This window comes from Kocuria rosea (assembly GCF_023715525.1).
GTDB classification, from domain to species: Bacteria; Actinomycetota; Actinomycetes; order Actinomycetales; family Micrococcaceae; genus Kocuria; species Kocuria rosea_A.
Window position 1 is genome coordinate 67,627 of record NZ_JAMBOG010000001.1, and the last position, 13,563, is coordinate 81,189.

The following is a 13,563-nucleotide window of genomic DNA, read 5'->3' on the forward strand; positions in this document are numbered from 1 at the left end:
ACGTCACCGGTAGAGCATAGGGGTGGCGCCCGCGCGTCCCCGAACGGGCGGGCGCCGGAGCCGTCGCCGCGGCCGGCGCCGGATGCTCACGGCCGCCCGCGTCTCGCGGCGCGGGCGTTGCCGGAGGCCTCCCTGAGCCCGGAGGGGCTCCGGCTGGCCCACGACACGATGCTCATCAACGGCTTCCTGGGGGAGGTCGTGGGCCTGGAGAACGTGCTCAACGAGTTCAGCTACGACATCGCCCTCCACTGCACCCCGCACCCCACCGCCCCGTGGGGGTGGCAGCTGTCCGGCCACCACTGCGCGGTGAACTGCCGGGCGGTCGAGGGCCGCATGAGTGTCAGCCCGGTGTTCTTCGGCGCCGAGCCCAACGAGATCGACGCCGGCCCCCACGCCGGCACCGCCGCCTTCGGCGACCGGATCCGCCTGGGCACCGAGCTGATGGCCGCCCTGCCCGCCGACCAGCGCGCCGCCGCCACCGTCTACGAGCAGATGGTCGACACCGCCATGCCCGAAGGGCGGGTGCACCCCGGTGACGAGCGGCACCTGGCCGGGGCGTTCCAGGACAACCGGGTCATCCCGTTCGAGGGCATCCGGGTGGCCGAGATGCCGGCGGACGCGCAGCAGCTGGTGCTGGCGGTCGTGGAGCAGTTCGTGCTCCCCCTGCCCGAAGGCCCGCGGGCGGCTCGGCTGCGGGAGGTCGCCGAGCACCTGGACTAGACGTGGTCCTGCTGGATCGGCGGGCACGAACCCGGGGACGTCTTCTACCACCGCATCCGGTCCTCGGTGGTGATCGCCGAGCTGGACCACCACTGCGGAGTGTTCCTCGACTACGACACCCCGCAGCACTTCCACGTCCACACCGTGCTGCGCACCCCGCACGGCAACGACTACGGCCGCGCCTGGGTGCGGCAGTGGCAGGAGGCCCGCCCCGGCGCGCACTGAGCGCGGTCGCGTCCGCCCACGGGACGGATCGGCAGGGCTCTCCTCACGGTGCCCCCTCGCGATCAGGGCGCGCCGGCGCTCCGCGTGCGCGCCCGCGCGCGCCCGGCCTCGAGCCGGGCCAGCAGGTCGACGGCCTCGTCCAGGCCGGAGCGGTCGCCCTCCAGCGCCTCCTCGAGGGCGCGGCGCCACAGCGCGTGCAGCCGCGCCAGGTTGGTCTGCGCCAGGGGGGTGGGGTGCAGCCGGACGGAGCGCCGGTCCCGGTCGTCGCCCGCGCGCTCGACGAGCCCCTTGTGCTCCAGGGCCCGCAGCGCGGCACTGAGGTTGCTGCGCCGCAGGCCGGTCGCTGCGGCCGCCTCGCTCGGGGTGGCGCCCGGGTGGCTGTCGAGGAAGCGCATGACATTGGTCTCGGTCGCGGTCAGCTCGATGATCCCGGGGTCCTCCCCCTGGCAGACGTGGAACTCGCGGGCGGCCGTGAGGAGTAGGTCGACGAACACCGCCGGGTCCGAGCCCGACTGTGGGCTCGACGGCGAGCCCGACGGCGTGGGCGGTTGCGAGGGTGACGAAGAGAACACCGGCATGGGCGTGGACACTCCTTCCTGGTGCATACGATTATACAAACAGAACTATGTTGGGAGCATCCATGCACAGCGCACCACCCGACGAGCGCCTCTTCCCCGCCGCAGGGGCCGGCACCGGCCCTGCCGCCGCCCCCGCACCGAACGGTGAGGACGTCCCCGAGGGAAGCCGGAGGATCACCGCGGGCCTGCTGGTGGTCCTGGGGCTGCTGTCGGCCATCGCCCCGTTCGCCACCGACCTCTACCTCCCCGCGTTCCCGCTCATGACCACGGCGCTGGACACCAGTGCGACGTGGGTGCAGCTGACGCTCACCGCCTTCCTGACCGGGGTGGCGGCCGGGCAGCTGGTCTTCGGCCCGCTGTCCGACCGCGTCGGCCGGATGCCCCCGCTCGTGGCCGGGGCCGTGCTGTGCGTGGCCGCCAGCGTCGTGGCCGCCCTCGCCCCGACCGTGGAGGTCCTCGTCGCCGCCCGCTTCGTGCAGGGCCTGGCGGGGGCCGCCGGCATGGTCATCGGCCGGGCGATCGTCTCGGACCTGGCCACCGGGCGTGCCGCGGCGCGGGCCTTCAGCCTCATGATGATCGTCGGCGGCATCGCCCCCGTCGTGGCCCCGGTCGTCGGCAGCCTGCTCATGGGACCGCTGGGGTGGCGGGGGCTGCTCGGGGTGGTGCTCGCCCTCACGGTGGTGATGCTCGTGGCGGTGCTGGCCGTGGTGAGGGAGACCCTGCCCCGCGGGCGGCGCACGGCCCGCGCCGCCCGCGCCGGCGCGGGCCGCGGCGGGCTGCGCTCGCGCACCTTCTGGGGCAGCACGGTGGCGTTCACCTTCGCCTTCGCCGTGATGATGGCCTACATCTCCGCCTCCCCGTTCCTCTACCAGCAGATGATGGGCCTGGGCGCGGTGCAGTACGGCCTGCTGTTCGGGCTCAACGCCCTGGCCCTGGGCGTGGTCAGCGGCGTCTCCGGGCGGCTGACCGCCACCCGCTCCGTGCCGGGCCTGCTGCGCGCCGGGCTGGTGACCGTCCTGGTCGCCACGGTCGCGCTGGCCGTGCTCGTGGCCGCCGGCGTGCCCGCCGGGTGGTACGCCGTGCCGATCTTCGTGGCCGTGGCCGCCCTGGGCCTGGTCATGGGCAACGCCACCGCCCTGGCCCTGGGCGCCGTCCCGCACGCCGCAGGCACCGCCTCGGCCCTGCTGGGCGCCGCGCAGTTCGCCCTGGCCGGGGCCGTCTCGCCCCTGGTGAGCGTCGGCGGGGAAGGCACCGCCGCGCCGCTGGCCGCGGTCATGGTCACCGCCGCCCTGATCGCCCTGGCCGGCCACCTGCTGTCCGGCGCCGGCCGCGGGGACGACGCCGCGGCCCGCGCCTGACCTGCGCAGCGCCGCCGGCAGCACCGGCTCCTGGGGGCCGGTGACGGCGGGGGCCTAGTGCAGGAGCAGGCTGATGAGCAGGATCGCGGGGAAGGACAGGATCGAGCTGAGGAAGATGATGTCGCGGGCGGCGTTGGCCGGCATGCGGAACTGGGACGAGAACAGGAACACGTTCTGGGCCGTGGGCAGGGCGGCCATGACGACGACGCCCAGCAGCTCCGTGCCGGCCAGCCCGAAGCCGAACCGCCCGACGGCCCAGGCCGCGGCCGGCATCACCGTGAGCTTGATCAGGGTCCCGCCGAGGACGTCCGGGACCAGCGCACGCTGCTCGAAGGGGCGCCGGCCGTGCAGGCTCATGCCGAACAGCAGCAGCAGCATCGGCACCGAGGACTCGCCGAGCATCTCCAGGGGGATCCAGAGCACCTCCGGCACCTGCGCGCCGGTGGCCGAGAGCACCACCCCGGCGGCGGTGCCGATCGTCACCGGGTTGGCCACCGACCTGACGACCGTGCGCAGGGTCGACGGGCCCTCCCGTTGCGGGGCCGCCGTCCCGGTCGCCGTCGCCGCCCCCGGCCCGGTCCGGCGGGAGGGGCGGGTGGCCAGGGAGAACACCACCAGGTACAGCGGGGCGACCACCAGCAGCTGGGCCAGCAGCACCGAGACCACGGGCGCGGCGCTGCCCACCGCGTAGAGGGCGATGGGCAGCCCGATGTTGCCGGCGTTGACGTAGGAGGAGGCCATGGCCCCCACGGCGGTGCGCGCGGCCCCGCGGCGCAGGAGCAGGCCGCTGAACAGGGCGAAGAGCGCCCCCGCCACCGCGGCGGTGGCGAGGGCGATCGGGGTGTAGACCCCGAGCACGGCCCCGAGATCGGTGCCCGCGACGAGCACCAGCATCAGCGCCGGGTTGGTGAGGTAGTAGATGACGGGGGTCAGGCCCGCGCGCATGGTGCGGGCCTCACCGGGCAGCAGCGCGGCGGTGGCGAAACCGGTGGCCGCGATCACGGCCACCACGCCGAAGCCCAGCAGCACCCCCGTCATCCGGTCGTCTCCCGTCCGGTCAGCGGACCAGGCAGGGGCGCTTGGGGTCGAAGCTCCAGCCCTCGATCAGGTACTGCATGGCCGCGGCGTCGTCGCGGGCGCCCAGCCCGTGCTCGAGGTAGAGCTCGTGGGCGGCCGCCAGGCGGTCGCGGTCCAGCTCGAGGCCCAGGCCCGGGGCGGCGGGCACCTGGATCTCGCCGCCGCGGATGGCCAGGGGGTCCCGGGTGAGGCCCTGGCCGTCCTGCCAGATCCAGTGGGTGTCCAGCGCCGTGATCTCGCCGGGGGCGGCCGCACCCACGTGGGTGAACATGGCCAGGGAGATGTCGAAGTGGTTGTTGGAGTGGGAGCCCCAGGTCAGCCCGAACTCGTGGCACAGCTGGGCCACGCGCACCGACCCCGCCATGGTCCAGAAGTGGGGGTCGGCCAGCGGGATGTCCACGGCGCCGGCGCGCACCGCGTGGGACATCTCCCGCCAGTCGGTGGCGATCATGTTCGTCGCCGTCCGCAGGCCGGTGGCCCGTCGGAACTCGGCCATCACCTCCCGGCCGGAGAACCGGCCCTCGGCCCCGCACGGGTCCTCCGCGTAGGCGACGACGCCCTGCATCCGCCGGCCCAGCCGGATCGCCTCCTCCAGCAGCCAGCCGCCGTTGGGGTCGAGGGTGACCCGCGCCTCCGGGAAGCGCTCCTTGATCGCGGTGACGGCGTCGACCTCGACGTCGCCGGCCTGCACCCCGCCCTTGAGCTTGAAGTCCTTGAACCCGTACCGCTCCCGGGAGGCCTCGGCCAGGCGCACCACGGCCTCCGGCGTCATCGCCTCCTCGCGGCGCACCCGCTCCCAGGCGTCTGCACCGTGCGGCTCCCGCAGGTAGGGCAGGTCGGTGCTGTCCGGGTCGCCCACGAAGAACAGGTAGCCCAGCATGGGCACGGCCGTGCGCTGCTGGCCGTCCCCGAGCAGCTCCGCCACGGGCACGCCCAGGAACTGCCCGTGCAGGTCCAGCAGGGCCGACTCGATGCCGGTCACGGCGTGCACGGTGGTGCGCAGGTCGAAGGTCTGCAGGCCGCGCCCGCCGGCGTCGCGGTCGGCGAAGGTAGCGGCGACCCGGCGCAGCAAGGTGCGGAACAGGGCCACCGGCTGCCCGGTGACCAGGCTCCCGGCCTCCTCGATCGTGGCGCGGATCTTCTCCCCGCCCGGCACCTCCCCCAGGCCGGTGCGGCCCTGCGAGTCGGTGACGATCACGACGTTGCGGGTGAAGTAGGGACCGTGCGCCCCGGAGAGGTTCAGCAGCATGGAGTCGTGGCCGGCGACGGGCACCACCTCGACCCGGGCGATCGTCGGCTGGGTGCTCATGCGCGGTCTCCTTCGGCGGTCCCCGCCAGCTGGATGCGGCCGTCGACGCGGCGGTTGAGGCGCCAGGGGTTGGCGTCCTGCAGGGCGGCGGGCAGCAGGGAACCGGGGATGTTCTGGTAGGCCACCGGGCGCAGGAACCGCTCGATCGCCAGCGTCCCCACGGAGGTGGTGCGGGAGTCGGAGGTCGCCGGGAACGGGCCGCCGTGGACCATGGCGTCCCCGACGTCCACGCCGGTCGGCCAGCCGTTGGCGAGGATGCGGCCCACCTTGCGCTCGAGCACCGACAGCAGCGGGGCCGCCGTCGCGTGGTCCTCCTCGGACAGGAACAGGCTGGCGGTCAGCTGGCCCTCCATCCGGGCCGCGGCGGCGAGCAGCTCCTCCACGGAGCCGTAGCGGATGGCCAGGGAGGAGGCGCCGAAGATCTCCTCCTGCAGCACCGGGTTGGTCAGGAAGGTGGGCACCTCGGTGCCGAACACGACGGGGGCCGGGGCGTTGGCGGTGGAGCCCTCGCGGCCGCGGGCCACGACCTCGACGCCCTCCTGGGACCCCAGCGCGTCGATGCCGGCCCGGCAGGAGTCGGCGATGCCGGGGGTGAGCATGGTCGCGCCCTCGGCGTCGGCCAGGGCGCGCCCGACGGCGGCCAGGAAGGCGTCCCCGGCCTCCCCCGAGGGCACGAACAGCAGGCCCGGGTTGGTGCACAGCTGCCCGGAGGAGCCGGTCAGGGAGGTGACGTAGGCGCGGGCGAACTCGTCGGCGTCACCGCGCAGGGCGGAGTCGAAGAGGAAGACCGGGTTGATGGAGCTCATCTCGGCGTACACCGGGATGGGCTCGGGACGGGCGGCGGCGGTGGCCATCAGCGCGGTGCCGGCGCCGCGGGAGCCGGTGAAGCCCACGGCCTTGATCACCGGGTCCTTCACCAGGGCCTGGCCGATGCTCGCGCCGGGGCCGTAGACCAGCGAGAAGACGCCGGGGTGCAGGCCGCACTCGGCCACGGCGTCGGTGAGCGCGCGGCCGACGATCTCGCCCGTGCCCGGGTGGGCGTTGTGCGCCTTGAAGATCACCGGGCACCCGGCGGCCAGCGCGGAGGCGGTGTCCCCGCCGGCCGTGGAGAAGGCGAACGGGAAGTTGCTCGCGCCGAACACCGCGACCGGGCCCAGGGGGATCCTGCGCTGGCGGAGGTCGGGGCGGGGCAGGGGGGTGCGCTCGGGCAGGGCGGGTTCGATGCGCACGCCGCGGTGGTCGCCCTGGCGCACGACGGACGCGAACAGCCGCAGCTGGCCGGTGGTGCGGGCCAGCTCGCCCTGCAGGCGCGGGCCCGGCAGGCCGGTCTCGGCCGAGGCGCGCTCGACCAGTTCGGGACCGACGGCCTCGATGTTGGCGGCGATCCTCTCCAGGAACGCGGCGTGGGACCCGGGGTCGAGGCTGCTGAAGGATGCGACGGCGTCCTCGGCGGCGGCGGTGGCCTCGGCGAGCTGGGCCTCGTCGACCAGGGTGTAGGCCGGCTCGAGCTGCGCGTTGGTGGCGGGGTCGATGCCGCGGGTGGTGCCGGCGTTGCCGGGGGTCTCACGGCCCGCGATGATCGAGTGGCCGGAGAGGGTGATGGTCTGGGTGCTCATGGGCGTGGATCCTCTGCTGGTTCGGGGGCGGGGCGCTCAGGCGGACTGGAGGATGTTGGCGTCGATGAGGGCCTTGAGGTCGGCGAGGTCGGCCTCGGTGAGGTCCTGCAGCGGCGGGCGCACCCCGCCGGCGTCGCGGCCCACGGCCTTGAGGCCGCCCTTGACGATCGAGACCCCGTAGCCCTTCACCCGGTCGCGGATCTCGATGTAGGGCAGGACGAAGCGGTTGAGCTTGTCGGTCACGGCGGCCCGGTCCTGGGCGCGGACGTCGCGGTAGAACGCGAGGGCGAACTCGGGCATGAAATTGTACAGCGCCGAGGAGTAGGTGCTCATCCCCAGCTGCAGCAGCGGCAGGGCGAAGGTCTCCGCGGTGGGCAGGCCCCCGAGGTAGAAGAGCCGGTCGCCGTTGCGGGCGTAGACCTTGGTGAGGTGCTCGATGTTGCCGACGCCGTCCTTGAAGCCGATGAAGTTCTCGTGGCGCTCGGCCAGGCGGGCCACGGTCTCGGCCGAGTAGATCGCGTTCGCCCGGTTGTAGACGATCACGCCCAGGCTCGTCGCCGAGCACACGGCGTCCGCGTGCGCCTCCAGTCCGCGCTGGTCGGCCTCGGTGAGGTACGGGGGCAGCAGCAGCAGGCCCTCGGCGCCGGCGGCCTCGGCGTCCTGGGCGTTGCGCACGGCCTGGGCGGTGTTGCCGGCCGCCGGGGCGAGCACCGGCACCTGCTCGCCGACCTCCTCCACGGCCACGCGCACGACGGTGGCGATCTCCTCCGGGGCCAGGGAGAAGCCCTCCCCGGTCCCGCCGGCGGCGAAGAGCCCTGCCACGGGGAAGCTGGCCTGCCAGGCCAGGTGCTCGCGGTAGGCCGTCTCGTCGAAGAGCAGGTCGCGGTCGAACGCGGTGACGGGGAAGGAGAGCAGGCCCTCCTTGAGCCGGGACGCCAGTTCCTGCGGGGTGTGGTTGGCCATGGTCGTGGTCCTTACGTTCGGTCCCGCGCGGCGGCGGGGAGGCAGTGGTTCGTCAATGAGCCTAGGAAGGCCGTCTATGCCTGTCTAAGCCTTTTTATGGATGGTGCGATGCGGTGCGGGTATTGATGGAGGGGCGGTGCCGCCGGCGCTCCGGTCAGCGGGCGAGCAGGGGGACCTCGTCCAGCAGGCGCTTCAGGGCAGGGTTGTTCGTGCCGCGCACCCAGAGGGCGTGCAGCTGCACGGCGTCCGGCGCGTGGTTCTCCAGCGGCAGGTAGGAGACGCCGGCGAGACCGAGCGCGCGGGCGGACTCGGGCACGAAGGCGACGCCGCGGCCGGCCGCCACCAGCGCCACCATGGTGACGATCTGGCCCACGGTGTAGGCCACGTTGCGGTGGTCGATCTCGACGGTGCGCACGGCGAGGTCGTAGAAGTACCGTGCCGTGGTCGGGGAGTGCATGATCAGCGGCACGTCCTCGAGGTCGGCCGGGGCGATGGGCCGTCCCCGGGACGCCAGGCCGTGGGTCTGCGGGACGGCCAGGCAGAGCGCCTCGGAGAGCAGCAGCCGGGACTCGAAGACGTTCCGGTCGAAGGGCGGGCGGGCCAGGCCGAGGTCCAGGTCACCGTCCAGCAGGGCCTGCAGCTGCTCGTCGGTCACCATCTCCTGCAGGTCCACGTCCACGTCGGGCAGCACCTGCCCGAGCTCGCTGAGCAGCGGGCTGAGGACGCTGAAGCCGGAGGCCGCGGTGAAGCCGACCCGCACCATCCCGGCCCGCCCGGCCGCGATCCGCTGGGCCGTCGCCGGGGCGCGGTCGGCGGCCACCACCAGACGGCGCGCCTCGGCGAGGAAGGCCACGCCGGCCGCGGTCAGGGCCACCCGGCGGTTGTCCCGCTCCAGCAGCTCGACGCCCAGCGCCTTCTCCAGCTTCTGGATCTGGCGGCTCAGCGGCGGCTGGGTCATGTTGAGCCGCTCGGCGGCGCGGCCGAAGTGCAGCTCCTCGGCCACGGCGATGAAGCTGCGGGCCTGGTCCAGCGTGAACATGGTGTCCTCCGGGGGGTGCGGGAATCGGCGGGCAGCTGGATGCGGGGCGGATCCGGCGGGCGCCCCGTGGCGCGGGTCCGGTCCGGCGACCGCGCCGCCGGACCGGACCCGCCCCCGTCACGCCTTCACGGCGAGGACGGGGCAGGTCGCCTCCAGCAGGATGCGCTGGGCGTCGCTGCCCAGCAGCAGCTTGCCCACCTGGGAGCGCTTGCGGATGCCGATGACCAGCATGTCCGCGTCCTCGGCGTGGGAGGCCTCGATGAGGGCCTCGGGGCCGTCCGCGCCGGCGCTGCGCTCGGTCCGTGCGGCGACGCCGGCCTCACGGGCACGGGCCACCAGGGCCTCGAGGTCCGACTCCGCGGCCAGGCGGGGGTCGATGTGGGAGTGCCGGCCGCTGCTGTTCATGATGACCAGCTCCTGGCCGAGGCCGGCGGCCAGGGACAGGGCCTTGGCGTAGGCGGCCTCGCCGCGCTCGTTGGGGACGTATCCGATGATGATGCTCATGTTCACCTGTTTCCGTTCGGGGGTTCGGGGGAGCGGCCGTCGGCTCAGTCCTGGTAGGCCTGGGCGTGGGTGTGCAGCGTGGCGTCGGTCCTCGCCTGCTGGCGCCTGAGCAGCCAGGCCATGACCGGCGCCGCGGCGATCGCCACGACGATCGCGACGACCAGGGTGACGGCGATCGGGCTGGCGACGAAGATCGCCAGGCTGCCCTCGGAGAGCCGGATGGACTGGCGGAAGGAGGTCTCCAGGAGCCCGCCGAGCACGAAGGCCAGCACGAGGGGCCCGGGCGGGAAGCCGGTCTTCTTCATGAGGTACCCCACCACGCCGAAGGCGATGACGAGGAACATGTCGAAGACGCTGTTGCGCACGGTGTAGACGCCGATCATGGTGATCAGCACGGTCAGCGGGTTGAGGATCGTGGCCTTGACCCGCAGCAGCCGCACGAAGATCCCGATCAGCGGGATCGACAGCAGCAGCAGGAAGACGTTGCCGATGTACATGGAGTCGATCACGCCCCAGAACACGTCCGGGTGCTCGTTGATCAGCCCCGGGCCCGGGGTGATCCCCTGCAGCATCAGCGCGCCGAACATGATCGCCATGGTTCCGTTGGCGGGGATGCCGAGGGTCAGCAGCGGGATGAAGGAGCTGGTGGCGGCGGAGTTGTTGGCGGTCTCCGGTCCGGCCACGCCCTCGATCGCGCCGCGGCCGAAGCGCTCGGGCCGCTTGGCCAGCTTCTTCTCCGTCGCGTAGGCCACCAGGGAGGCGATCGTGGCCCCGCCGCCCGGCAGGACGCCCAGCACGAAGCCCGAGACGGAGCCGCGCGCGATGGCCCCCGAGGACTGCTTCAGGTCCGCGCCGGTGGGCAGCGCCCGCCGGAACTGCGGGGTGCCGGAGGTGGCCGAGGGCGGGGTGGCCATATTGTAGAGGATCTCCCCGACCCCGAACAGGCCCATGGCGATGATGACGAAGTCGATGCCGTCGGCCAGGTTGTCCGAGCCGAAGGTGAACCGGCTGACGCCCGTGACGGGATCGCGGCCCACCGTGGCCAGGAGCAGGCCGATGGTGGCGGCGACCGCGGCCTTGCGGGCCGAGCCGTTGCCCAGCGAGGACACCAGCAGGATGCCCAGCAGGGCGAGCAGGGTGTACTCGGCGGGGCCGAAGTCCAGGGCGAAGGAGGCCACCAGGGGCGCCAGGAACGTCAGCCCCACGATCGCGATGGTGCCGCCGACGAACGACCCGACCGCGGCGATGCCGAGGGCGGCGCCGGCGCGGCCCTGCCGCGCCATCTGGTAGCCGTCCAGGGCGGTGACCACGCTGGAGGCCTCACCCGGCAGCCGCAGCAGCACCGAGGTGATGGTCCCGCCGTACTGGGCGCCGTAGAAGATGCCGGCGAGCAGGATGATGGCGCTGGCCGGCTCCATCGTGTAGGTGATCGGCAGCAGGATGGCGATCGTGGCCGCCGGGCCCAGACCCGGCAGGACGCCGATCAGCATGCCCAGGGTGACGCCGAGCAGGCAGAACAGCAGGTTGGCCGGCTGCAGCACCACGTCGAAGCCGCCGAGGGCGTCGTTGAGGATATCCATTCCGGGTGTCGCTTCCTAGAAGAGGTGCGGGAGAGGGACGGCGAGCAGGAGCACGAACAGCCCGTAGACCACCGCGGTGGCCACCAGGGACACCGTGACGGCGGAGCGCCAGCCCTCCCGGCCGAGGATCTTGATCCAGAAGAACAGGAGCAGGACCGTGGGGATCTCGAAGCCGACCATGGGCAGCAGCGCCGCATAGGCCAGGAGGCTGACCACGCTGAGGACCACGGTGAGGATGCCGCGGTCGAACGCCTCGACGTCGTCGTCCTGCTTGGCCTTGAGCAGGGCCGTGGCCGAGGCCGTGATCATGAGCAGGGAGATGACCAGGGGCCACAGCCCCGCGCCGGGGGCGCCGAGGGAGCCGATGCCCAGCCCCGCGGACACGACGGCACCGGACACCCCCAGCACCAGGGGGACGAGGGCGCCGAGGCGTGCGGTGGTCGCCCCGCCCCGGGGGGCCTCCTCCTCGAACTCGAGCTCGTGGTCCTGATCGGGCTCCCCGCGGGCGACGGCCGACGAGCTCACTGCTGGCCCCCGATGCCGTACTCCTGCGCGAGCTCGGTGTAGGTCTGGAGGTCCTCCTCGACGGTGCTGGTCACGTCGGCCGGCGCGCCGTCCCACTCGCCGATGAGGTTGGTCTTCAGGAAGTCCTGGAACTCCTGGGAGTCCTTGGCGGTCTCGACGGACTCCGTCAGCTTGGTGACGACCTCCTCGGGGGTGTCCTTCGGCACGGCGATCCAGCGGCGCTGGACGACGTCGACGTCGTAGCCGGCCTCCTCGACGGTCGGCACGTCGGGGAAGTACTCGCTGCGCTCGGCCGTGAAGACGGCCAGCGGCACCAGCTCGCCCGCGTCGATCTGCGGCTTCACCTCGGCGAGCTGGGTGGCGGTCGCGTCGGCGTGGCTGCCGAGCACGGCGGTCACGGCGGCGGACCCGCCGTCGAAGGGCACGTCGGTGGCCTTCTTGCCGGCCAGCGAGAAGAGGGCCGCCTGCCCGAACTGCCCGCCGGTTCCCGCCCCGGAGGTGGCGTACTTGATGTCGTCCTTCTCCAGGAGCTCCTCCAGGGTGGAGATGCCGGAGTCCTTGTTCACGACCAGGATGTACTCCTCCACCGAGACGGGGGCCACGACGGCCATGTCCTCCATCGTCGCGGCCTCGGGGTCCTCGACGAACAGCGGGGTGATGGCGAACAGGGACTCGGCGGCCAGGACGGTGCTGTAGCCGTCCGCCTCCGAGTTCAGGACCTCCTTGGTCCCCACCGCCGTGTTGGCACCGGGCTTGTTCTCCACCACGACGCTCTGGCCCAGGGGCTCCTCGAGGGAGGAGGCGAGGGCGCGGGAGATGAGGTCGGTGCTGCCGCCCGCACTCGAGGGCGCGGTGAGGTTGACGGACTTGGTGGGGTAGTCGGCGGAGCCGGAGGCCGTCTCGACACCACCGCACCCGGTCAGGACGAGCGACAGGATGCCGAGGCCGGCGACGGCGGTGACTGCGGGCTTCTGGGAGTTCATCGTGGAGCGTTCCTCTGCTGGAAGGGGCCGGATGGCGCGGGCGACCGAGGGGGCGGAGCCGGACCGGCGGTGCGGGACCGCGGGAACCGTGATCCCCGATTCGGTCTTGTCCGTGGAATCTGTCTATATATGTAGACAAGAGTTCGTGATGGGACTCATAGTTGTGTATGAGACACATCACTGTCAAGGGTCGCCAGGCCCGACCGAGGGAGATCCAGATGGAGCAGCAGGAAGCGACCGCAGGCCCGGCAGCGGGCAACGGGGTGCGCGGGGTGAAGTCCGCCGCCCGCACCGTGGAGGTCCTCGAGGTGCTGGCCGCCCGGGGCAACGAGCCCGTCACCGTCCGGGAGCTGTGCGAGGCCATGGGCGCTCCGCGCAGCAGCATGTACGCGCTGCTGCGCACGCTCAGCGAGCTGGGGTGGGTGCGCAGCGACTCCACGCACTCGCTCTACAGCATCGGCATCCGGGCCCTGCTGGCCGGCACCACCTACCTGGACACCGACCCGCTGCTGCAGGTGGTCCAGCCCCACGTGGAGCAGGTGAGCAGGCGCCTGGAGGAGACCGTGCACTACGGGCGCCTGGACCGCACCGACATGGTCTACCTGGCCACCCACCAGTCCGCCGCCTACGAGCGCACCCGGAACCGGGTCGGCCGGCGCCTGCCCGCGTACTCCACGTCCCTGGGGAAGGCCGTGCTGGCGCACTTCGACGAGGAGGAGCTGGAGGCCCACCTGCCGGCCGTGCTGACCGCGCTCACCCCGCGCACCATCACCTCCCGGTCGGCGCTCAAGGAGGACCTGGCCGCCACCCGGGAACGGGGCTACTCGGTCGACGACGAGGAGAACACGCCGGGCCTGCGCTGCTTCGGCGTGGCCCTGCCCATCCGCTCCGGCATCACGGACGCCCTCAGCTGCTCGGTGCCGATCGAGCGGCTGACCCCCGAGCACGAGCAGGAGATCATCGCCGCCCTGCGCTCGACCGCCGACGTCACCCTCCAGATCGTCCGGGGGCTGGGCGGCCTCCTCGCCTGAGCAGGACCCCGGAGTCCGCTCAATACCTTTTATGGATCGTTCAGTGCTTTTTTTG

General features: G+C 72.9%; 12 protein-coding genes and 1 pseudogene. 3 read left to right on the forward strand and 10 right to left on the reverse strand.

Translation table 11 applies throughout. The annotated features are described in order from the left end of the window. Positions 1–117 precede the first annotated feature (117 nt). Positions 118–945 (forward strand): annotated as a pseudogene (locus M3185_RS00330) (DUF3500 domain-containing protein). Positions 946–1,007: 62 nt separating this feature from the next. On the opposite strand, the gene M3185_RS00335 reads toward M3185_RS00330, so the two are convergent. Further along, positions 1,008–1,439, reverse strand: coding sequence for a MarR family winged helix-turn-helix transcriptional regulator (locus M3185_RS00335; RefSeq protein WP_251331683.1), 432 nt, complete (start codon positions 1,437–1,439; stop codon positions 1,008–1,010). A gap of 146 nt (positions 1,440–1,585) precedes the next feature. On the opposite strand from M3185_RS00335, the gene M3185_RS00340 reads away from it, so the two are divergent. Further along, positions 1,586–2,881 carry a multidrug effflux MFS transporter gene (locus M3185_RS00340; RefSeq protein ID WP_251331684.1) on the forward strand — a complete coding sequence of 432 codons (1,296 nt, stop codon included), beginning with the start codon at positions 1,586–1,588 and terminating at the stop codon, positions 2,879–2,881. Between the two features lie 54 nt (positions 2,882–2,935). Here the strand turns inward: M3185_RS00340 and M3185_RS00345 are convergent, their stop codons facing one another. The 9 genes from M3185_RS00345 to M3185_RS00385 form a co-directional block, all read right to left on the reverse strand. Beyond that, positions 2,936–3,919: an AEC family transporter gene (locus M3185_RS00345; RefSeq protein WP_251331685.1), complete on the reverse strand. Its 984-nt coding sequence runs from the start codon at positions 3,917–3,919 to the stop codon at positions 2,936–2,938. A 19-nt stretch (positions 3,920–3,938) separates the two neighbouring features. After that, positions 3,939–5,267 (reverse strand): enolase C-terminal domain-like protein, encoded by a 1,329-nt coding sequence (locus tag M3185_RS00350; protein ID WP_251331686.1) that lies wholly within the window; start codon positions 5,265–5,267, stop codon positions 3,939–3,941. Next, positions 5,264–6,883 carry an aldehyde dehydrogenase (NADP(+)) gene (locus M3185_RS00355; protein ID WP_251331687.1) on the reverse strand — a complete coding sequence of 540 codons (1,620 nt, stop codon included), beginning with the start codon at positions 6,881–6,883 and terminating at the stop codon, positions 5,264–5,266. The genes M3185_RS00350 and M3185_RS00355 overlap by 4 nt, the downstream gene beginning before the upstream one ends. 36 nt (positions 6,884–6,919) lie before the next feature. Then, complete coding sequence (gene kdgD / locus M3185_RS00360; protein WP_251331688.1) at positions 6,920–7,846, reverse strand: 5-dehydro-4-deoxyglucarate dehydratase; 927 nt, start codon at positions 7,844–7,846, stop codon at positions 6,920–6,922. Between the two features lie 154 nt (positions 7,847–8,000). After that, the gene (locus M3185_RS00365; RefSeq protein ID WP_251331689.1) at positions 8,001–8,885 is read right to left on the reverse strand and encodes a LysR family transcriptional regulator; all 885 of its coding nucleotides are present in this window, start codon (positions 8,883–8,885) and stop codon (positions 8,001–8,003) included. A 117-nt stretch (positions 8,886–9,002) separates the two neighbouring features. Continuing rightward, positions 9,003–9,389, reverse strand: a complete 387-nt coding sequence (locus M3185_RS00370) for a universal stress protein (RefSeq protein WP_251331690.1) — start codon at positions 9,387–9,389, stop codon at positions 9,003–9,005. A 44-nt stretch (positions 9,390–9,433) separates the two neighbouring features. After that, the gene (locus M3185_RS00375) at positions 9,434–10,969 is read right to left on the reverse strand and encodes a tripartite tricarboxylate transporter permease (RefSeq protein ID WP_251331691.1); all 1,536 of its coding nucleotides are present in this window, start codon (positions 10,967–10,969) and stop codon (positions 9,434–9,436) included. 15 nt (positions 10,970–10,984) lie between these two features. Then, positions 10,985–11,494 (reverse strand): tripartite tricarboxylate transporter TctB family protein, encoded by a 510-nt coding sequence (locus M3185_RS00380; protein WP_251331692.1) that lies wholly within the window; start codon positions 11,492–11,494, stop codon positions 10,985–10,987. Then, the gene (locus M3185_RS00385) at positions 11,491–12,477 is read right to left on the reverse strand and encodes a tripartite tricarboxylate transporter substrate binding protein (RefSeq protein WP_251331693.1); all 987 of its coding nucleotides are present in this window, start codon (positions 12,475–12,477) and stop codon (positions 11,491–11,493) included. The genes M3185_RS00380 and M3185_RS00385 overlap by 4 nt, the downstream gene beginning before the upstream one ends. Before the next feature lie 218 nt (positions 12,478–12,695). On the opposite strand from M3185_RS00385, the gene M3185_RS00390 reads away from it, so the two are divergent. Next, entirely contained in the window at positions 12,696–13,508 is an 813-nt protein-coding gene (locus M3185_RS00390; protein ID WP_251331694.1) for an IclR family transcriptional regulator, read from the forward strand. The last annotated feature ends 55 nt before the right edge of the window (positions 13,509–13,563 follow it).

Bases quoted from the DNA above. Each gene is read 5' to 3' on its own strand.
- M3185_RS00340 (WP_251331684.1), top strand. From the start codon at position 1,586: ATGCACAGCGCACCACCCGACGAGCGCCTCTTCCCCGCCGCAGGGGCC.
- M3185_RS00345 (WP_251331685.1), bottom strand. From the start codon at position 3,919: ATGACGGGGGTGCTGCTGGGCTTCGGCGTGGTGGCCGTGATCGCGGCC.
- M3185_RS00350 (WP_251331686.1), bottom strand. From the start codon at position 5,267: ATGAGCACCCAGCCGACGATCGCCCGGGTCGAGGTGGTGCCCGTCGCC.
- M3185_RS00355 (WP_251331687.1), bottom strand. From the start codon at position 6,883: ATGAGCACCCAGACCATCACCCTCTCCGGCCACTCGATCATCGCGGGC.
- kdgD (WP_251331688.1), bottom strand. From the start codon at position 7,846: ATGGCCAACCACACCCCGCAGGAACTGGCGTCCCGGCTCAAGGAGGGC.
- M3185_RS00365 (WP_251331689.1), bottom strand. From the start codon at position 8,885: ATGTTCACGCTGGACCAGGCCCGCAGCTTCATCGCCGTGGCCGAGGAG.
- M3185_RS00370 (WP_251331690.1), bottom strand. From the start codon at position 9,389: ATGAGCATCATCATCGGATACGTCCCCAACGAGCGCGGCGAGGCCGCC.
- M3185_RS00375 (WP_251331691.1), bottom strand. From the start codon at position 10,969: ATGGATATCCTCAACGACGCCCTCGGCGGCTTCGACGTGGTGCTGCAG.
- M3185_RS00385 (WP_251331693.1), bottom strand. From the start codon at position 12,477: ATGAACTCCCAGAAGCCCGCAGTCACCGCCGTCGCCGGCCTCGGCATC.
- M3185_RS00390 (WP_251331694.1), top strand. From the start codon at position 12,696: ATGGAGCAGCAGGAAGCGACCGCAGGCCCGGCAGCGGGCAACGGGGTG.